The following is a 20,218-nucleotide window of genomic DNA, read 5'->3' as shown; positions in this document are numbered from 1 at the left end:
GCAGCGGGGGTTTTCAGTCTCCAGCCATCGGCTTGAAACGGCACAATGGTCCTCAAAGGAGGACATGTTCATGTCAGACAAGCCGGTATCCTTGCAGGAACAGGTAGAGGACCAACGCCTGGTGCGGGCGTTTTCCTATCTTGGCGGAAAGTGGGTAGCATCCTCTGCTGGCGAAACGTTTCCCGTTCGCGATCCGGCCACGGGTGACATCATTGGTGAAGTAGCCAGCCTTTCGGCTGAAGAAAGCCTTGCTGCCGCTGATGCTGCCCACGCGGCATTTCCTGCATGGGCGATGACGCTTCCCCAGGAGCGTTCGAAAATCCTGCGCCAGTGGTTCGACCTGATCATTCAACATCGCGAAGACCTTGCCCGGATCATGGTATGCGAGCAGGGCAAGCCGCTTTCGGAAGCACGCGGCGAGATCGACTATGCAGCGAGCTTTGTCGAATATTATGCAGAGGAGTCCAAGCGTCCCAATATCGAGGGCGTTACCTCGCACCTGCCGGATGCGGAAGTGGAGCTGTGGCTAGAGCCGGTAGGCGTTGCCGCGCTGGTCACACCATGGAACTTTCCATCTGCCATGCTGACCCGCAAGGCGGCTGCCGCGATGGCCGCGGGCTGCACGGTGGTCGCACACCCTTCCGGTGAGACGCCGTTTTCCGCCCTGGCGCTGGCCGAACTTGCCGAGCGGGCCGGCATTCCTGCCGGGGTGTTCAACGTGGTGACCGGGAAGGCGGCGACCATTGTCGAACCGTGGACGCAGGACACCCGCGTGCGCGCCCTTTCCTTTACCGGATCGACGGAAATAGGCAGGCTGCTCTGCCGCCAGTGCGCCGGCACGGTGAAAAAACTCGTCATGGAACTTGGCGGCCATGCACCGGTCATCATCTTCAAGGGATGCGACCTCGACACGGCCGTCACCGAAACGATCAAGGCCAAGTTTGCCACTTCCGGGCAGGACTGCCTGGGCGCCAACCGGATTTACGTCGAGCGGGAGATCTATGGCGAATTCTGCGAACGCTTCACCAGAGCTGCCGGGGAACTGACCCTTGGCAGGGGGATGGACGATCCCGACATCGGCCCGCTGATGAATGAAGCAGCCATCGCCAAGCAGGAAGCCCATGTTGCCGACGCGCTTGAAAAAGGCGCCACCCTTGCCTGCGGCGGCAAGCGGGCTGATCTCGGCCCGCTGTTTTATCAGCCGACCGTGCTGACCGATGTACCCGATAAGGCAGCGATCATGCAGGAAGAAACCTTCGGCCCCGTGGCGCCCATCGCACCGTTTGACAGTGAGGAGGAAGTGATTGCCAGGGCGAATGCCACCGAATACGGCCTGATTGCCTATCTGCACAGCCACGACCCCCGCCGTATCTACCGATTAAGCCGCGCCCTGCAATTCGGCATGGTTGCCGTAAACCGGACCAAGGTGACCGGCGCGCCGATTCCCTTTGGCGGCGTCAAACAATCGGGCCTTGGCCGTGAGGGGGCACGAAAGGGCATGGAAGAATTCATGGAAATCAAATATGTCTGCCGCGACTGGGCATGACTGGCAAAGGAAAGACAAAATGCTGAGAAACGACCAACTCGATCAGTGGGACCGAGAGAACTTTTTTCACCCTTCGACCCATCTTGCCCAGCATGCGCGCGGCGAGGCGGCAAACCGCATTGTGACAGGCGGTTCGGGCGTCTACATCGAGGACCGGGACGGTAAAAAACTGCTGGATGCCTTTGCCGGACTTTACTGCGTCAATGTGGGCTATGGCAGGCAGGAAATCGCCGAGGCGATTGCTGCCCAGGCAAAGGAACTTTCCTACTACCATGCCTATGTGGGCCATGGGACAGAGGCGTCGATCACGCTTTCAAAAATGGTGGTGGAGCGGGCGCCGGACAACATGTCCAAGGTCTATTTCGGCCTTGGCGGATCGGATGCCAACGAAACCAACATCAAACTGGTCTGGTATTACAACAACATTCTCGGCCGGCCGGAAAAGAAGAAGATCATCTCACGCTGGCGCGGCTATCATGGTTCAGGGCTGATGACCGGCTCGCTTACCGGCCTCACCCTCTTCCACAACAAGTTCGACCTGCCGCTTGACCGGGTGCTGCATACGGTTGCGCCGGACTTCTTCCGACGCGAAGACCTTTCCATGGATGAGGCTGCCTTCACGCAGTATTGCGCCGATGAACTGGAAGCGCTCATCGATAGGGAGGGGGCCGATACGATTGCCGCCTTTATTGGCGAACCTGTCCTGGGCACCGGCGGCATTACACCGCCACCTGCCGGATACTGGGAAGCGATCAAGTCGGTTCTGAACAAACACGACATCCTGCTGATTGCTGATGAAGTGGTGACCGGTTTCGGGCGTCTGGGCACCATGTTCGGTTCAGCGCATTACGGCTTTGAGGCCGACATCATCACCATCGCCAAGGGGCTGACATCGGCCTATGCACCGCTGTCGGGCTCAATCATTTCCGGCAAGGTCTGGAAGGTGCTCGAAGACGGCACGGACGAGCTGGGCCCCATCGGTCATGGCTGGACCTATTCGGCCCATCCCATCGGCGCTGCCGCCGGTGTCGCCAACCTCAAGCTGATTGACGATTTGGGACTGGTAGACAATGCCGGTAAAACCGGCGCCTATTTCAACGAGGCTATGACACAAGCTCTCAGCGATCATTCGCATGTGGGCGATGTGCGCGGTGAAGGCATGCTGTGTGCCGTCGAGTTTGTCGAGGACAGGGAAAAGCGCAAATTCTTCGATCCATCAAAGAAGACCGGGCCGGCCATTGCCGCAGCGCTGCTGAATCGCGGCGTTGTCGCCAGAGCCATGCCGCAGGGCGACATCCTCGGCTTTGCACCACCGCTCTGCCTGACACGGGAAGAAGCCGACATAGTGGTCTCTGCAACCGCCGATGCGGTGAAAGAGGTGCTGGGATAAGCCGCCCTATCCCACACTTGCCAGCAGGCTGGCATTGCCACCGGAGGCGGTGGTGTCTTCGGAGACCACTTTTTCGCCGAACAGCAGTTCGGGGTGTTGCTCCGGGTCGATGACCAAGACGCGCTTGCCTGGCCGGCTGGCAAGGGCCGCGCGCATGGCCGCCAAGTCATCCCCGCCATACAGCACCGCTGAAAGTTCCGGCGTGGCGAGCAGGTCTTTCAGCGCGCCGCCATGCTCTTTCAGGGTAATGGCACGATTTCCCGCTTCGGCCGCCAGGCGCTGTTGCCGGGCAATTTTGTCGTCTCCCGGCCCAAGACAGGCAACAAGGCCGCGCGGTGTCAGCAACCAGGTGTTGCGCTCGCCGGTTGGCCCCGGCATGTCGACGGTTCTCGCCTGCGGCAGGGACGCCGACAAGGGGGTTGTGAACCGCTTTGCATAGAAGGGCCCGCCCGCCTTGGGACCCGTACCCGACAGGCCCTCACCACCGAAGGGCTGCACGCCCACCACCGCGCCGATCTGATTGCGGTTGACGTAGATGTTGCCGACATGGGCAGCGGCACACAGCCGGTCAACGCGGGTGTCGATGCGTGAATGCAGCCCCAGCGTCAGCCCATAGCCGGTAGCATTGATGTCGGCCATAACCTGATCGAGCTCATGAGCCTCATACTCGACCACATGCAGTACGGGGCCGAAGATCTCGCGCTCAAGATCAAGAATTGAATCAAGGCGGAAGGCACAAGGGGCCACGAACGTTCCGTGCTTTGCCGTATCCGGCAGGTCGAGTTCGAACAGCAGGCGCCCTTCACCCTTGAGTTTCTTGCAATGGGCAAGAATGTTCTGGCGCGCTTCCTCATCGATCACCGGGCCGACATCGGTCGCCGGATCCCAGGGATCGCCGATCTGCAGTTCGCGGGCCGCTCCCTCCAGCATTTCCAGCATCTGCGGCGCCACGTCTTTTTGGACGTAGAGCACCCGCAGTGCCGAACAGCGCTGGCCGGCAGATTGAAATGCGGAGGTGACGATGTCGCGCACGGCCTGTTCAGGCAGCGCGGTGGAATCGACGATCATGGCATTAAGCCCGCCGGTTTCGGCTATCAATGCGGCATCGGGATTACCGGCAGCAAGCGACATGTCGATCAGCCGTGCGGTATCGGTGCCACCGGTAAAGGCAACGCCGGCAATATCCGGCGAACCGGTGAGCGCCGGCCCGATTGAGCTCCCCTCGCCCTGCACCAGTTGCAACGCACCCTTTGGAACGCCTGCCTTGTGAAACAGACCGACCAGATATTCTGCAATCAGCGGCGTCTGTTCAGCCGGCTTTGCAATCACTGTGTTGCCTGCCGCCAGCGCACCGGCGATCTGGCCGGTGAAGATTGCTGCCGGAAAATTCCACGGTGAAATGCAGACAACCGGCCCGAGCGGCTTACGATCCTCACCCCATTCACGGATTTCCGCGGCGTAGTAGCGCAGAAAATCAACGGCTTCGCGAATTTCCGCAACCGCATCAAGCCGTGTCTTGCCAGCTTCGCGCACGACAATGGCCATGATCTCGGCATGGTGTTTTTCATAGAGCGCTGCGGTTTTTTCCAGCAGGTGGGCGCGCTTTTCCGCCGCTTTGTTCGCCCAGGTAGAAAGTGCCTTTTTTGCTGCCCCAATGGCTGCTTCGGCATCCTTTGCCGTTGCATGAGTCACTTTGCCAACGCCATCCTTGCGATTGACCGGACTGGTGACGGATTTGCCCTTTGTGCCCCCCCAACGGGTTTTCCGAAACGGCTCCATGGCTTTCGTCAATGGCTCCAGCACGGCGGGGTCGTTGAGGTTCCAGCCGTGAGAGTTGCGCCGCCTTTCGCCATAAATATGGGGGGTAGAGGGATTGCAGGATGGGGGATGGTGTCGAAGGCCTCAAGACCTGCAAGCGGATCAGCGGCGATCACCTCCGGGGCAATAGACTTGTCCATCAGCTGATTGACGAAGGAGGAATTGGCACCGTTCTCCAGCAGGCGGCGCACAAGATAGGCCAGCAGGTCCTTGTGAACCCCGACCGGCGCGTAGATGCGGCGCGGACGCTTGTCGGTACGCCTGCGGATTTCGTGCAGGGCGTCCCCCATGCCGTGAAGGCGCTGGAATTCGAACGCAACGCCTTCCGGCGCCATGTTTTCAATCGCCACGACGGTGTGGGCGTTGTGGGTTGCAAATTGCGGGTAGATGCGATCCGTCATGGAAAGCAGCTTGCGCGCATTGGCAAGATAAGAGACGTCGGTGGCTTCCTTGCGTGTGAAGACGGGATAGCCTTCCAGCCCGAGCACCTGGCCATTCTTGATCTCGGCATCCCAATAGGCGCCCTTGACGAGACGCACGGAGATTTTGCGCCCAAGCACCCTGCACAGTTCATGGAGCCAGTCGAGCACCGCAGGACAGCGCTTGGAATAGGCCTGCACCACAACACCAAATCCCTCCCAGCCGGCAAGATCGGCATTGGCGAGCACTGCCTCGATAACATCCAGTGACAGGTCCAGGCGGTCAGCTTCCTCCGCATCAATGGCGAGGGGGATGTTGGCTGCCTTGGCATGGAGGGCCAGCGCGGTTACCCGCGGTACGAGCTCGCGCATAATGCGCTCGCGGTTGACGGTTTCATAGCGCGGGTGAAGGGCGGAAAGCTTGACGGAAATGCCCGGATTGTCGTGCGGCCAGTCATCTTTTGCGTGTTTGGCGATTTCGGAAATGGCGTCTGAATATGCCAGGAAGTACCGCTTTGCATCGTCCGCCGTTCGGGCAGCTTCCCCCAGCATGTCGAAGGAATGAAGATACCCCTCTTCCATGTCCTTGCCGGCATTGGCCAGTGCTTCCTCGATGGAGCGGCCAAGTACGAATTGCGCGCCCAGAACCTTCATTGCCTCGCCAACGGCGGTGCGGGCCACGGGCTCGCCCAGCCGCTGAACCAGCGAATGCATGACGCTTGCCAAATCATCTGCCTGCGCGGGAATGGTGCGAAAGACCTTGCCGGTCAACATCAAAGCCCAGGTCGAAGCGTTGACCAGCGAGGACTGCGCCCGGCCCAGATGGCGGGCCCAGTCGCTCTCGCCGATCTTGTCGGAGATCAGCGCATCGAGCGTTTCAGCGTCAGGGGTGCGCAGATAGGCTTCCGCCAGACACATCAAGGCCACGCCCTCATCGGTATTGAGGCCATATTCGGCAAGGAACCTGTCCATGATGCCGGGAACTGCCTCACGCCGGATGGTACGTACCGTTTCGGCCGCCTCGGCCGAGATCACCTCGCGCTGGCCTTTTCCCAATGCCAGCAGCGAAATCATGTCCGACACACACTGTGCCTCATCGCGATTGGTCAGCGCACGGATGGCCTTGCGGTTGCTGGAAAGTGCCGGACTGGAAACGAACATGGCCCATTCTCCCTGGAGCAATTCAGCTTTCTTGAAAGCTTGGGGCCTAGACAAAATCATGGAACCAGACCGTCGTCCCGTTTGCGATGAACCGTCAAACGATCCGGGATGTATTGCAGCCCGCCTGTCCTCCACGTGGCGGAGAGGACAGACCGCCCAAGCAAACTTCAATTACCCTATGATAGCACGCACATGTATTCTTTTTTCCTGTATTTTTAATTTTTCTCAGGTTATTTCACTATACACTGACAAATTTCCAGACAAGGGGCGGAAGCACCATGGACCGGATTGACCGGAATATTCTCAAAACCCTGCAGACAAGAGGCCGCATCTCGGTAACGGAACTTTCGGAAACCGTCGGCCTTTCAAAAACGCCCTGTACGGAGCGCATGCGGCGGCTGGAAAAGGAAGGGCTGATCAAGGGTTACCATGCAGAGCTCGATGTGATGGAACTAGGCTATCCCCATATTGCCTTTGTTCAGGTGGCGCTCGAGCGCACCACCACCGATGTGCTCGACCGGTTCAACGCAGCGGCAAGGCGCATTCCGGAAATTGAAAGCTGTCACATGATTGCAGGCGATTTCGATTATCTTCTCAAGGTGCGCACCCGCGACATGGCGCACTACCGCAAAGTGCTCGGCGATCACATCGGCGCATTGCCGGGGGTCGCCTCCACCCACAGTTATGCGGTAATGGAAACGGTGGTTGAAAAGAAGGGGCTTGATCCGGTGTTGATCTGAACCCTGATCTGCCTGGGAAAAATACATGATCCGCCAATTTGATGAACATACTGCGCTGCTTCTGATCGATGTTCAGAAGGGGGTTGATGACGGCGCCTATTACGGCACAGGCAAGGGCGATACGCTCAACAACCCGGCATCAAAAGACAATATCCGTGCCTTGCTTGACAGGGCACGGGTACAAGGCATGACGGTTGCCTTTACCCGCCATGACTCCATTGAGCCCAATTCGCCGTTGAAATTGTCGAAGGAAAGTGGCCAGCAGATTGCCGGCCTTGAGATCGCACCACGGGATATTCAGGTTTCGAAAAGTTCCAATAGTGGATTTATCGGAACTTCGCTGGAACTTGATCTTCGCCGCGCCGGCATTCTGCGGCTGGTCGTCGCCGGCTTCTTCACCAATTTCTGTGTGGAGACGACGGTGCGCATGGCCGGCAATATGGGCTTTGACACCTATCTGGTGCACGACGCCTGCGCGACCATGCCCCGCAAAGGTTTGGACGGCACGCTCTATGATGGCGACCTCGTCCACAACATGGCGCTGGCCTCCATGCATGGCGAATTCTGCACGGCGATAACAACTGCCGAAGCGCTGGCGCTGTTTGATGGCGATGCGCCGCATCTTGAGCGCGTACAGGGAAATGAGACCGGCACCGCCCGCTGAGTATCAAACCATCGCAGCAAGCCGGATTTGATATTGCCGGCATGCCGGTAGTCCGATGCACCTACATGCCATGCCTTCGCGAATAGCCATTGAGCGGCGGCGGGGTCCAGTCACCGAGATCACGCGGTTTCAGGACTTCCACCAGCAATGGGTGGCATTGCGCCGCTTCGCTGGAATGGCTTGCACCGCAATCGCCTCCCGGACATGCGGACAATGCGCCGAGAAGATGGATTTCAGCAAAGAACTCGATGTAGTCCCCCCGCCGCGCCGGACTGGCTTTCATGAAATACTGGCCGGTATCGCGGGTAAATCCGGTGCACATGAAAACATTGAGAACATCGTGCACATGCAGTTCGGCCTGCTTTACCGGCAGGCCGGTCTTCCTTGAAAGGGCGCGGGTCAGGTTGGAATGGCAACAGTGGTGATACTCCCCGCCACCGCTCAGCAGATTGTGGGTATAGGGATCGCACCGCGTGCCGATGACATCGTGCACCCCGCCGCCGAACTCATCAAAACCATACCAGTCCAGGGTATCGTGGGTAATGGTGGCCATGGGCCGCATGAATGGCAGATTGCTCCACAGCCGGTCGCCAGTGGTAACATGGGTGCCGTGCAGTGCCCGGGTCTTGCCGCTGAAGAAGCGTTCGTCAAGATTCTCCGAATTCCACAAATTGAGATCGCCGACCTGTGACCCTTGTGGACAGGAAATGCGGAAGAAATGTCCGGCAGGCACTTCGAATGTCACCGCATCGCGGGGTTGCGCGACGGCTTCATCGATCGCTTCAGCTTCCTTACGCAGAGCCTTGTACCAGCCGATCTGCCTAAGCGGCAGATTTTCCGGCGGATAGCAGATGACCGGCTCAACGGCACGGCGTTTACCGGCATCATCCGGCGGAGCATGTTCACTTGTCCTCATGGCGCCACCCTCACTTGGAATAGTCGCGGGTATCGTCAATCACCTTGCCATCGTTTGGCAGGGTGCCAACCACTTCGACCTTGCCTTTCAGTTTAGTGACGGCAGTTAGGGTCTTGGCGATGGCGGAGGCATCAATGCTTGCGCCGGCTGCAGGTTCGACCTGAAGCGTCATCGCGTCGGAAGCCCCTTCGCGGGCGACGACAAGACGGGCACTGGCAATTCCCTTTGATTTCTTGACCACCTCATCGACCTGTTTGGGATCGACAAACATGCCCTTGACCTTGGTGCGCTGGTCAGCCCGGCCCATCCAGCCCTTGATGCGCATGTTGGTGCGCCCACAGGGCGATGGTTCGTCCAGCACGGCGGAAAGATCGCCGGTACCGAAACGGATCAGCGGGTAGGCCGGGTTGAAATTGGTCACCACAAGTTCGCCCACCTCACCGGGGGCTACCGGATCGTCGGTGCCTGGCCGGACGATCTCCACGATCAGGTCTTCATTGACCAGCATTCCCGGCAGGGGCTTTCCCCGGTGGCTGCTTTCATAGGCGATGACGCCAAGATCGGCGGTGGCATAGCATTGCAGGACCTTGACCCCGCGTTCACGGTATTCATCGCGCATGGAAGGGAAAAGCGCTCCGCCGGAAACCACTGCCCTTTTGATCGAGGAGAGGTCCCTGCCCATCTCCTGCGCCTTGTCGAGAAGGGTTTTCAGATAATCCGGGGTCCCGGCATAGGCGGTGGGGCGGATGGCGCTTGCAGCCTCGACCTGCTGTTCGGTTGCACCGCTGCCGGCAGGAAACACATTGGCGCCCGCCGCCCTTGCGCCGGCATCGAGGATGAAGCCGCCAGGGGTCAGGTGAAAGGAAAGCGAACAATGCACCAAGTCGCCCTTGCTGATGCCTGCAGCATGAAAGGCGCGTGCACCAAGCCAGGGGTCGAGCCCCGACGGCTGCGGCTCCCAGATCGGGCCCGGCGACATGAAGTAACGGGTGCCGGACACCATTGCGGGGTTTGCGAAACCGCCAAACGGCGGCTTGTTCGCCTGGGCTTCCATCAACTCGGTTTTTCGCAACACGGGCAGACCGGCAAGTGCGCTGCGATTTTTGATCGCGCCAGGATCGACTTTCCTCAGCCGCTTTTTCCAGGCAGGACAGGTCTCCTTCACTTCGGCAAGAAAACGCGGCAGCTTGCGGAACAGTGTCCGCTCACGAGCCTTGGCATCCCGTGTTTCCAAATCGTCGAAATATCTGGTCATCAATATGTCCTTTGCGGTTGAGCGGATTTATCGCAGGATGCGTACCCAGCGGGCGAGATCGAGCAGGCTGACCAATGCACCGGCAACATAGGTCAGTGCGGCTGCCTTCAGGACCTGGCGTATAGCGGGCATGTCTTCAGGCTTGAGATAACCGCCCTGTTCCAGGATGGGCAAGGCCTTGTTGAAACTGGCATCATATTCGACCGGCAACGTGACAAGGTGAACCAGCACGCGGATCGACAAGAGCGCGACACCGAAGGCAACCAGACCAAAAAAAGCCAGCGGCGTGCGCACTATCACACCGAGAACGGGCGCTGCAAAAAAGAAGATCGAGGCCACCACATCCGAGGCGGCGGCGAACTTTGCCAGTTGCTGCCGCAAGGCGAGCAGCCGCTCACCGCGGTGATGCTGGATGGCATGGCCGATTTCATGGGCTGCGATGGCAACGGCGGCAAGCGATTTGCCCTCATGATGCTGTCGTAGAAGACGCACGGAACGGGTTTGCGGATCGTAATGATCGCCTTTTTCAGTGGTCTCGACACCAACACCGGTCAACTGCAATTCACCGGCAAGATGTTCTGCCAGTTCGCCACCGGTTCCGGGCAGATCGGCGCGGTCGGTGCCGTGTTTTGTGATGACGTGCTGTACCCAATATTGCGGCAGGAAGATCACCGCTCCGAACAACACGACGCCAATGACAACCAGTGCACCCATTGCTGTCGTTACCGTTCCATCCTGACCGGCCGATAGGCGCTGATCGCCTCCAGTACCGGCTCTGCACCGCCTTCGAGCGCAGTCAGGCTGACCTCGTGGGTTTGCGGGCCTTCGCCCCCCTTGCTACCCCAAAGAACGATCTTCAGGGAGTATTCCTGTTCACGGCGTATCAGCAGCAGTTCCCGGATCGATTCCCATGGCATGACATCATCTGCAATGCGCGCATCGAACAGGCCGGTGGGCTGTACGGCAAGAATTGTCTCGTTACGAAAATAGCGCGCCAGCATGCGTGCAGAGACGAAGGCGAAGAAGATCAGACCGGTAAAAAGTGTCAGCAGGTTCATCTGGCGCGTGCCGAAAATGCCCAGCAGCAGCCAGACCAGGCCACAAACGGCGAAGGTCAGTCCAGCGGCGATGGCCAGCGTGCGGCGAAAGCTCTCGCGATGATAACGAAATTGCGTCGTATTGCCTTCGCCGATCAATTCTGCGCCGGTTAATTCTGCATTGGGGAATGCGACCACCACACCGCCCGATCCGTTGTGTGCGCCATTGGGTCTTTTGCGGGCTGCTTCAGGCCCATTTCCCGGCTGATCCGCCATGGAGGCCCCTTTGACAACAGTGTTCCGGCGCGATCACGCGTGCTGCATCATGCCAGCCAGCGTTTGCGGCGCTTGTAGTGTTTGACGTCCCGGAAGGATTTGCGGCCCTCGCCGCCAACGCCGAGATAAAATTCCTTCACATCCTCATTCTCGCGCAATTGCTTGGCTTCACCATCCATGACCACGCGGCCCGATTCCAGAATATAGCCATAGGTGGCATATTTCAGGGCAATGTTGGTGTTCTGTTCGGCAAGCAGGAAGGAAACGCCCTCGTTTTCGTTGAGATTCTTGACGATCTCGAAAATCTCCTCGACGAGCTGTGGTGCAAGCCCCATGGAAGGTTCGTCCAGAAGGATTGTCGTGGGACGCGACATCAGTGCACGGCCGATTGCGCACATCTGCTGTTCGCCGCCGGACGTATAGCCCGCCTGGGATTTGCGGCGCTCCTTGAGGCGCGGGAAATAGCGGTAGACCATTTCCAGGTCATCGGCGATTGCGGCCCTGCCATCGGTTCGCGTGTAGGCACCGGTCAGCAGGTTCTCCTCAATCGACAAATGGCCGAAGCAATGGCGGCCTTCCATCACCTGGATGCAGCCGCGCTTGACGAGGTCTGCCGGTGCCAGATCCTGGATTTCCTCACCCTTGAACAAGATATTGCCCTTGGTGACCTCGCCGCGCTCGGCGCGCAGCAGGTTTGAAACCGCCTTCAGTGTCGTGGTTTTTCCGGCGCCGTTTGCGCCGAGAATTGAAACGATACCGCCCTGGGGAACCGACAGCGAAACGCCTTTCAACACGAGAATCACATGGTTGTAGATGACCTCGATGTTGTTGATCTCGAGCAATGGTTTTGCAGCACCAGCGCTCTTGTCGGTTTCAGGTGTTTCTTTCAGCATGACGTTTCTTTCCAGTTGGCTCAACGGTGCCGGGTTTTTGAGCGGGGCAGTTTGCTGCTGCACCGGTCGAAAATCCGGGCTGGCGAAAATCCGGGCCGGATGGTGAGCACCGGCGGCAGCCCGCCGGTGCTCGTGTTTTCAAATCCGTGCAGCCTAGTTGCAGTCGCGCGGCGTGATGTTGTTTTCCTTGGCGAATGCCTCGGAGTCTTCGGCGATCAACGGATCGATCACGTCACGGTCGGCCGCAATCCAGTCGGTAACGACAGACCAGGTTTTGGCCGAAGCATCCCACTGCTGAACCTTGCCGACGCCCGAACCGCCATGATTGCTGCAGGACACGGCGAATTCCGGTCCGAAGTCCGGCAGGCCAAGAGCAGCCATGCCATCGGCCGTGATTTCGAGCGCTTCCATGCCGTCACGCATCTGGGCAGCGGTGATCTGCGCGGTACCGTGGATTTCCTGCGCCTTTTTGGCTGCCTCAACAGCAAGCAGGGCAGCATACATGCCACGATTGTAGAGCACCGTTCCGGCGTTGGAGCCGTCGCCTGCCGCTTTGCCGGCATCGTATACGTGCTTCTTCAGATCTTCATAGATCGGATAGTCCATGCCCGGATTTGCAAGCGCCAGAGCCTTGTAGCCATTGGCACCGTCGCCGGCAGGCAGTACGTCGTTTTCAGAGCCAGACCACCAGATGCCGATGAAGTGATCCATCGGGAAGCGGATATTGGCAGCTTCCTGAATGGCAACCTGGTTCATGACACCCCAGCCCCACATCAGGACCCAGTCAGGACGGTCGCGGCGAATCTGAAGCCACTGTGACTTCTGCTCCTGGCCGGGATGGTCGACCGGAATGGCGTTGAAGGTAAAGCCGTGTTTCTTGGAAAGTTCTTCCAGGGTACGGATCGGCTCCTTGCCATAGGCGGAGTTGTGATAGACCAGCGTGATCTTCTTGCCGGAAATATCGCCGCCTTCCTGGTCCATGATGTGCTTGACCGCAATGGAAGCACCATCCCAGTAGGTTGCGGGATAGTTGAAGATCCACTCAAACACCTTGCCGTTGGCGGCAGACGTACGGCCATAGCCCATGGAATGGACCGGAATGCCGTCGGCGGTCGCCTTGGGGATGAGCTGATAGGTGATGCCGGTCGAAAGCGGCTGATAGATCAGCGCGCCGGAACCGATCCCCTTGGTCGATTCATAGCATTCAACACCCTTCTCGGTGTTGTAGCCGGTCTCGCATTCCGGGTTATCGATCTTGACGCCGCCAACGCCGCCATCGCGTTCGTTGATCAGCGTGAGATAATCGGCGTAGCCATCGGCGAACGGAATACCGTTCGGCGCATAAGGACCAGTGCGGTAGCTCAGCGACGGGAAGACGAGTTCGGCCATGGCCGGACCCACTCCCATCGTGGCAGCTACGGCAGCAGCCAGCAACATCGACTTTATTTTCATGTCATATCCTCCTGGGGTTTTAAGACACACAAATTAACCTCTCCTCCCGAGAGGGCATTTCGGATGGAGCCAACCCTAGTACGGGAAGGGCCACAACCGCAATTTCTCCTTGGTGATCCGCCAAAGCTGGGCAAGTCCGTGGGGCTCGACAATCAGGAAGAACACGATCAGCCCGCCGATCAGCATGATCTGGATATGGGCTGCAAGGTCGGTTGGCCAGCCGAACTGGTTGACCATGATGTTTTTCAAAAGCACCGGCAACAGCACCAGAAATCCGGCACCGAGGAAGGAACCGAGGATCGAGCCAAGGCCGCCAATGATCACCATGAACAGAACGAGGAAGGACTTGTCGATGCCGAAGGCCTCGGTCACTTCCGCGGCGCCCAGATAGTTGGCAAAGAACATCGCACCGGCCATGCCGATATAGAAGGACGATACTGCAAATGCGGACAGCTTGGCCTTGAGAGGCGAAACCCCGATGATTTCCGCAGCAATGTCCATGTCGCGGATCGCCATCCAGGAACGCCCGAGCCTGCCACGGGTCAGGTTGCGCGCCATCCAGGCGAAAACAAAAACAATGGTGAGTGCAAACAGATAGGTCGCCCAGGGCTGGGTGTTCGGGCCGGTCACGGCATAGCCGAAGATGGTGCGCTCAGGCGCGGTGATCTGGCCGGAAGCCGAATAATTGTAGAACCAGGCGAACTTGTTGAACATCCAGACCAGGAAAAACTGGGACGCCAGCGTTGCCACGGCAAGATAGAAGCCCTTGATTCTGAGCGATGGCAGGCCGAACAGAATACCGACCGCCGCGGTTACCAGTCCGGAAAGAATGGTGACCGTGAACATGTCCATTCCGGGGAAAGCCGTCATCAGCTTGTAGGCGGCAAAGGCGCCGACCGCCATGAAACCGCCCGTGCCAAGCGATACCTGTCCGCAATAGCCGACCAGAATGTTGAGGCCCAGTGCCGCCATGCAATAGATCAGCAGGGGCATCAGAACAGCCTTGTTCCAGTAGTCGTTGATCAGGAAGGGAACGACCAGGAAGGCAAAGGCGATGAAAATCCAGAACAGCCAGCGTTCCGACTTGATCGGAAAGGTCTGCTGATCGAGCGAATAGGTGGTTTTGAAATCACCGGCTTCACGGTAAAGCATGACTGAACCCTCCTATCCTATATTCGTTCAATGATCTTGTCGCCGAAGAGGCCCTGGGGCCTGAACAGCAGGAAGGCAAGCGCCACCACATAGGCAAACCAGTTTTCAATGGCACCGCCGACCAGCGGGCCGATATAGGCCTCTGCCAGCTTTTCGCCGACGCCGATGATCAGCCCGCCGACAATTGCACCGGGAATGGACGTAAAGCCCCCAGAATCAGCACCGGCAGTGCCTTCAGCGCAATGAGCGACAGGGAGAACTGCACGCCGGATTTCGAACCCCACATGATGCCGGCAACCAGCGCCACGAACCCGGCGATGGACCACACGATGACCCAGATGGTTCTTAGCGAAATGCCGACGGAAAGCGCCGCCTGGTGATCATCGGCCACAGCGCGCAGCGCGCGGCCTGTCGCCGTATATTGGCTGAACAGGGTCAGTGCCGCCACCAGAATGATCGCAATGCCGGTCGCCGAAACGTCGAGCAGATCGACATACATTCCCCAATATTCGGTACCCTCGGCTGCCCATTCGCGGGTAACATCCTCCCACCAGAAGGACCCGCCGGAAGGCAGACCCACATCCAGCGTCTTGACGTCGGACCCCCACATGAGGTCACCCATTCCCTCCAGAAAATAGGCAAGGCCGATCGTTGCCATGAACAGAATGATCGGCTCCTGATTGACCAGATGCTTGAGCACGAAGCGTTCAATCGCCCATGCCAGTACAACCATGATCACCATGGCGAAGAGGATGGCCAGGAAGGTGTTCATACCCTCCCCCAGTGATGAATGTCGGTGCCGAAGATCGCATTGATCAAATGGGAAAACGGTATCTGGCCGGTCTGAAGGCCAACCAGGGTAAGCGCGGCAAACAGCGCCATCACGCCCTGGGCGAAGTTGAAGATGCCGGAAGCCTTGAAGATCAGCACGAAACCAAGGGCCACCAGGGAATACATGATGCCGGCCATCAGGCCGTTGAGAAAAATCTCGATGAAATTGAGAAGGGCGGGACTCATGATCTTTTTTCTCCCTTACTCATCGTGGCTGACGCCGAGATAGGCGTCGATGACGTTCTGGTTGTTGCGCACCTCGTCGGGTGTGCCGTCGCCAATCTTGCGGCCATAGTCGAGCACGACCACACGGTCCGACAGGTCCATCACCACGCCCATGTCGTGTTCGATCAGGGCGATGGTGGTTCCGAACTGCTGGTTGACGTCGAGAATGAAGCGGCTCATGTCCTCTTTTTCTTCAAGGTTCATGCCGGCCATCGGCTCATCGAGCAGCAGCAAAGAAGGTTCGGCGGCCAGCGCACGGCCAAGTTCGACCCGTTTTTGAAGTCCGTAAGGCAGGCGGCCGACCGGCGTTTTGCGGATATGCTCGATCTCCAGGAAGTCGATGACGTGTTCGACGGCTTCGCGGTGCACGAGTTCTTCCTTTTCCGCCGGCCCGCGCCAGAGCGCCTGCCAGAAAAGGTTTCTGTTCTGCAGGGTAATGCGCCCGGTCATGAGGTTGTCGAGCACGCTCATGCCCTTGAAGAGCGCAATGTTCTGAAAGGTGCGGGCGATGCCCTGGTGGGCAGCCACATGGGGGCGCATGCGTGAGCGTTTCTCGCCTCGGAAAGTAATGGTGCCCTGCTGGGGATGATAAAAGCCGTTGATGACGTTGAGCATGGACGTCTTGCCGGCACCATTGGGGCCGATGATGGCGCGAATTTCGCCCTTGAGGATGTCGAAGGAGACTTTGGTGATCGCCTTCACGCCACCAAAGGCAAGCGAGATATCGTCAACCACCAGCAATTGCTCGCCAGGCGCAATGCCGTCGTCGGGCCGGGTCATGCGGATTTCGTGAATGGGCTTGAGATGCGCGTTCATTCCGCTGCCTCCTTCACATCCTCGGCAACGAAGCTCGGGGGATATTCCTCCATGTCGCGAATTTCGACGGTTGCGGAGATCTTGCCCTTGCGGCCATCTTCAAAGACCACTTCGGTTTCGATGTGTTTTTCCTTCGAGCCGTCATACAGCGCATTGATCAGCGGCGAGTAGCGCTCGGCAATGAAGGAACGGCGCACCTTCTGGGTACGCGTCAGTTCGCCGTCATCGGCATCGAGTTCCTTGTGCAGCACCAGGAAGCGGCGGATCTGGGAACCGGCCATCAGTTCCTCGGAAGCAAGGTCCTGATTGACCTGATCGACATGGGATTCGATGGTTTTGTAGACTTCGGGATGCTGGGCCAGTTCCTGATAGGAGGCATAGGCAATGTTGTTGCGCTCTGCCCAGCTTCCGATGGAGGTCAGGTCAATGTTGACGAAAACGGCGCAGTAGTCGCGGCCGTCGCCAAAGGCTACCGCCTCCTTGATGTTGGGGAAGAATTTGAGCTTGTTCTCGATGTATTTCGGCGCGAACAGATTGCCGTTCTTCAGCTTGCCCACATCCTTGGCCCGATCGATGATCTTCAGGTGGCCTTCCTTGTCGAAGAAGCCAGCATCGCCGGTGTGAACCCAGCCATCCCTGGTCTTGGTTTCCTTGGTTGCATCATCGTTCTTGTAGTATCCCACAAAGACCCCCGGCGAGCGGTAAAGCACCTCGCCGTTGTCGGCGATCCGGATTTCGACATCCGGTGACGGCTTGCCTACGGTGTCGGCGCGGATTTCTCCGTCGGGCTGCGCGGTGATGTAGACGGAAGCCTCGGTCTGGCCGTAGAGCTGCTTGAGGTTGAGGCCCAGCGAGCGGTAAAAAGAGAAGATTTCCGGGCCGATTGCCTCACCGGCAGTATAGCCGACCTTCATGCGGGTAAAGCCCATGCGGTTCTTCAGCGGCCCGTATACCAGATACTCGCCGAGGAAATACTTGAACCGGTCCCAGGCGCCAACGGAATCCCCATTGAGGATCGGTTCGCCGACCTTGCGCGCATGGTCCATGAAATAATGGAACATTTTCTTTTTCAGATTGCCGGCATCTTCCATGCGCACAATAACGCTGGTCAGCAGGTTCTCGAATACCCGGGGCGGCGCAAAGAAGTAGGTCGGCGATATCTCCCGGCGGTCGGCATCGGCGGTTTCCGGGCTTTCCGGGCAGCAAACACAATACCCGGCGGTATAGTGCTGGGCGTATGAGAAAATATGGTCGCCAACCCAGGCCAGCGGCAGGTAGGCGAGCGTCTCTTCCGTCTCGTTCAGCTTGTCAAAAACATTGGCGTTTTCGGCACTGATACGCAGATTGTCGAAAGACAGCATCACCCCTTTGGGGCGCCCCGTGGTACCGGAGGTGTAGAGCATGACGGCAATGTCGCTGCCCTTGCCCTTGTTGATCCCTTCGATCCAGGCCTTGTCGCCATTGGCCTCATAATCTGCCTCGCCCAGTGCCTCGACACCGTCGATGGCGTGCAGGTCAGTATGGTCGTAATCGCGCAATCCGCGGATTTCGTCATAGACGATCTTTTTGAGCTTTTTCAGCTGATTGCCCATGGACAGGACCTTGTCGACCTGTTCCTGGTCCTGGCAGACGGCAAACTTTACCTCGGCATGGTTCAGGACGTAGACCATCTCCTCGGCCACGCTGTCTGCGTAAACGGGGATCGGAACACCGCCCAGCGCCTGCACCGCGCAGAATGCCCAATAGAGGCGGGGGCGGTTCTGGCCGATAATGGCAACCTTGTCGCCACGCTTTACGCCCAATGCGGCGAGCCCCATGGAGAAGGCGCGGATTTCGGTCAGCAGTTCCGACCAGGTCCAGCTTTGCCAGATTCCCAAATCCTTGTGACGCATCGCCGGGCGATCGGCCATCTTCCTGGCATTCGAAAGCAAGAATTTCGGGAACGTGTCCATTGCCGCGCCGGTGCCTGAGCCCTTGGCGGCAGCGGTATTGGTCTGCGCGTTCATACGCCGACTATCCTCCCTAAAATGAGTGCTGTCTGCACCCTTCACCGTTTTCTGCAAGCCCCTCCCGGCATAAGCAGATCAATCCAGGCCCGTGTTGTATTGTGAATATCACACGGCCCGAAGAAACCGCGCCTATTGTGCAACCGGCACGGCTGAAGTCAACGCAAAGCGGTTGTGCAAAATTGCCCACCCGTTGTTCGCAATGCCAAAATTATTGGGCACCAATAGGCAAGCTGCGGAAATCCGGCCTTTTTCACCGATGCGCCGTTTCAACGCATCCGACTAAAGTCATAGGTGATGGTGGCCTGCAATGAGGATGGAAAGCAGTGATTTGAGCGCCAGTATCGAACTTGCCGGACTCAGGCGGCCAGAACCAGCCCTTCGGAATGGTCGCTTGCAAAGCGGACAAAGGCTTCCGGCGGCATGGGTTTTGCCAGGAAATAACCCTGCACCTTCTCGATACCCAGGCTGCATACGAAATCCCAGGTCTCGCGGTCCTCAATGCCCTCTGCAACAACCGGGATCGCCAGTTCACGGGCAAGGTCGACAGCAGACGTCACGGTTCGGCGGGAGAAGGAGTCCTTCACCGCATTCAAGACGAATGAACTGTCGATTTTCAGTTCCGAGTACGGAAAGTCCTTGAGATTGCGAATGTTGGCGTGGCCGGTTCCGAAATCGTCAATGGATATCTCGAAATCGTAGATTCTGAGACGTGACAGGACTTCAAGCGTTGCGGCATCCAGATTGAGGGTTGCCGTTTCGGTTACTTCGAAACCGACCATGGCGGCAGGCAGGTGGTATTCGTTCATCATCGCACAAATGCGATCGGGAAGGCTGGTGTTTTGCAGCAGCGAAGCTGCCAGGTTGAAGGCATAGTGCAGTTTCCGGTTGGCCGCCCGGAACTGCTGCACATCCTGCAGGAAGATATCAAAAAGCTGGAATGTGAGTTCCTCTATCAGGTCATTGTTCTCGGCATATTCGATGAACTGCGCCGGGGGAAAAGCAAATGAGCCGTCTTCGCCGATCCAGCGGGCGAGGGCTTCAGCGCCGCAGACCTGGCGGGTGCGGGTGTCGACCTTGGGCTGGTAGAACAGCTTGAACCGGCGGTCGGCGAGCGCACGCCGGAATACCGCCTCATCCAGCACCGGTTCTTCCTCCTGCGGCGCAGGTGGTGCCGGTACATCCGGTTTTCTGCCTGACAGAAAAATGTTGTCGAGCCCCTGCTTGCTGACCGGTTTTCCCAGATGCCCAATGAGGTTCAACCCCTGCAGATTGGCCAGCTTGGCTGCATGGACAAGAAGATCGCCCTTGACGCCGGACATGATTGCCAGAGCGCCGCGGTAATTGCGGTCGTTAAGATGGCGGAGAAATTCCAGCCCGTCCATCTCCGGCATCTGAAGATCGCTGACGATGAGATCGACCGGCTGCTTTGATGAATCGAGCAATTCCAGCGCAATCCTGGAATTGGTTGCGCTTTGTACCTGCGGGGTTCCCAGGCCCGCAAAATAGGAGCCCAGGATGGCGATCTGCACGGGATCGTCATCAACCAGCAATACGTTTTTGTAGAATGGTTCGTTCACGCTTTAACTCCTGGGAGAACTATCGCCGCTGGGACTTAATT

General features: G+C 58.3%; 14 protein-coding genes and 2 pseudogenes. 4 read left to right on the top strand and 12 right to left on the bottom strand.

Going from position 1 to position 20,218, the window contains the following annotated elements; translation table 11 throughout:
- Positions 1 to 70: 70 nt before the first annotated feature.
- Together BVL55_RS01785 and BVL55_RS01780 are read left to right on the top strand one after the other, a co-directional pair.
- Positions 71 to 1,546 (top strand): NAD-dependent succinate-semialdehyde dehydrogenase, encoded by a 1,476-nt coding sequence (locus BVL55_RS01785; protein WP_075997816.1) that lies wholly within the window; start codon positions 71 to 73, stop codon positions 1,544 to 1,546.
- Positions 1,547 to 1,565: 19 nt separating this feature from the next.
- Entirely contained in the window at positions 1,566 to 2,936 is a 1,371-nt protein-coding gene (locus BVL55_RS01780) for an aspartate aminotransferase family protein (protein WP_075995467.1), read from the top strand.
- Between the two features lie 6 nt (positions 2,937 to 2,942).
- Here BVL55_RS01780 and putA read toward each other — a convergent pair.
- Positions 2,943 to 6,334: pseudogene (gene putA, locus BVL55_RS17305) on the bottom strand (bifunctional proline dehydrogenase/L-glutamate gamma-semialdehyde dehydrogenase PutA).
- A gap of 278 nt (positions 6,335 to 6,612) precedes the next feature.
- Here putA and BVL55_RS01770 point away from each other — a divergent pair.
- Complete coding sequence (locus BVL55_RS01770; RefSeq protein ID WP_075995466.1) at positions 6,613 to 7,074, top strand: Lrp/AsnC ligand binding domain-containing protein; 462 nt, start codon at positions 6,613 to 6,615, stop codon at positions 7,072 to 7,074.
- A 25-nt stretch (positions 7,075 to 7,099) separates the two neighbouring features.
- Positions 7,100 to 7,738 carry a cysteine hydrolase family protein gene (locus tag BVL55_RS01765; protein WP_075995465.1) on the top strand — a complete coding sequence of 213 codons (639 nt, stop codon included), beginning with the start codon at positions 7,100 to 7,102 and terminating at the stop codon, positions 7,736 to 7,738.
- A 61-nt stretch (positions 7,739 to 7,799) separates the two neighbouring features.
- Here BVL55_RS01765 and BVL55_RS01760 read toward each other — a convergent pair whose 3' ends face one another.
- From BVL55_RS01760 to BVL55_RS01710, 11 genes and pseudogenes are all read right to left on the bottom strand, one after another.
- A complete protein-coding gene (locus BVL55_RS01760; protein WP_075995464.1) occupies positions 7,800 to 8,654 on the bottom strand; it encodes an urea carboxylase-associated family protein in 855 nt (284 codons plus the stop codon).
- Between the two features lie 10 nt (positions 8,655 to 8,664).
- Positions 8,665 to 9,909, bottom strand: a complete 1,245-nt coding sequence (locus tag BVL55_RS01755; protein ID WP_075995463.1) for a phenylacetate--CoA ligase family protein — start codon at positions 9,907 to 9,909, stop codon at positions 8,665 to 8,667.
- A gap of 27 nt (positions 9,910 to 9,936) precedes the next feature.
- Positions 9,937 to 10,623 carry a zinc metallopeptidase gene (locus BVL55_RS01750; RefSeq protein WP_075995462.1) on the bottom strand — a complete coding sequence of 229 codons (687 nt, stop codon included), beginning with the start codon at positions 10,621 to 10,623 and terminating at the stop codon, positions 9,937 to 9,939.
- 8 nt (positions 10,624 to 10,631) lie between these two features.
- A complete protein-coding gene (locus BVL55_RS01745; RefSeq protein ID WP_075995461.1) occupies positions 10,632 to 11,222 on the bottom strand; it encodes a hypothetical protein in 591 nt (196 codons plus the stop codon).
- A 47-nt stretch (positions 11,223 to 11,269) separates the two neighbouring features.
- The gene (locus BVL55_RS01740) at positions 11,270 to 12,115 is read right to left on the bottom strand and encodes an ABC transporter ATP-binding protein (protein WP_075995460.1); all 846 of its coding nucleotides are present in this window, start codon (positions 12,113 to 12,115) and stop codon (positions 11,270 to 11,272) included.
- Between the two features lie 153 nt (positions 12,116 to 12,268).
- Positions 12,269 to 13,567: an ABC transporter substrate-binding protein gene (locus BVL55_RS01735; RefSeq protein ID WP_075995459.1), complete on the bottom strand. Its 1,299-nt coding sequence runs from the start codon at positions 13,565 to 13,567 to the stop codon at positions 12,269 to 12,271.
- Between the two features lie 75 nt (positions 13,568 to 13,642).
- Positions 13,643 to 14,719, bottom strand: a complete 1,077-nt coding sequence (locus tag BVL55_RS01730; RefSeq protein WP_075995458.1) for a branched-chain amino acid ABC transporter permease — start codon at positions 14,717 to 14,719, stop codon at positions 13,643 to 13,645.
- A 17-nt stretch (positions 14,720 to 14,736) separates the two neighbouring features.
- Positions 14,737 to 15,736, bottom strand: a pseudogene (locus BVL55_RS01725) (branched-chain amino acid ABC transporter permease).
- Between the two features lie 15 nt (positions 15,737 to 15,751).
- Complete coding sequence (locus BVL55_RS01720; RefSeq protein WP_075995457.1) at positions 15,752 to 16,591, bottom strand: ABC transporter ATP-binding protein; 840 nt, start codon at positions 16,589 to 16,591, stop codon at positions 15,752 to 15,754.
- Positions 16,588 to 18,597 (bottom strand): AMP-dependent synthetase/ligase, encoded by a 2,010-nt coding sequence (locus BVL55_RS01715; protein WP_075995456.1) that lies wholly within the window; start codon positions 18,595 to 18,597, stop codon positions 16,588 to 16,590. Before BVL55_RS01715 ends, BVL55_RS01720 begins: the two co-directional genes overlap by 4 nt.
- 359 nt (positions 18,598 to 18,956) lie before the next feature.
- Positions 18,957 to 20,177: an EAL domain-containing response regulator gene (locus BVL55_RS01710; protein ID WP_075995455.1), complete on the bottom strand. Its 1,221-nt coding sequence runs from the start codon at positions 20,175 to 20,177 to the stop codon at positions 18,957 to 18,959.
- Between the last annotated feature and the right edge of the window lie 41 nt (positions 20,178 to 20,218).

The sequence above is a fragment of the Salaquimonas pukyongi genome, from assembly GCF_001953055.1.
GTDB classification, from domain to species: Bacteria; Pseudomonadota; Alphaproteobacteria; order Rhizobiales; family Rhizobiaceae; genus Salaquimonas; species Salaquimonas pukyongi.
Note: the sequence above shows the minus strand (reverse complement) of the source record. Positions and strands in the feature narration are given on the sequence as shown.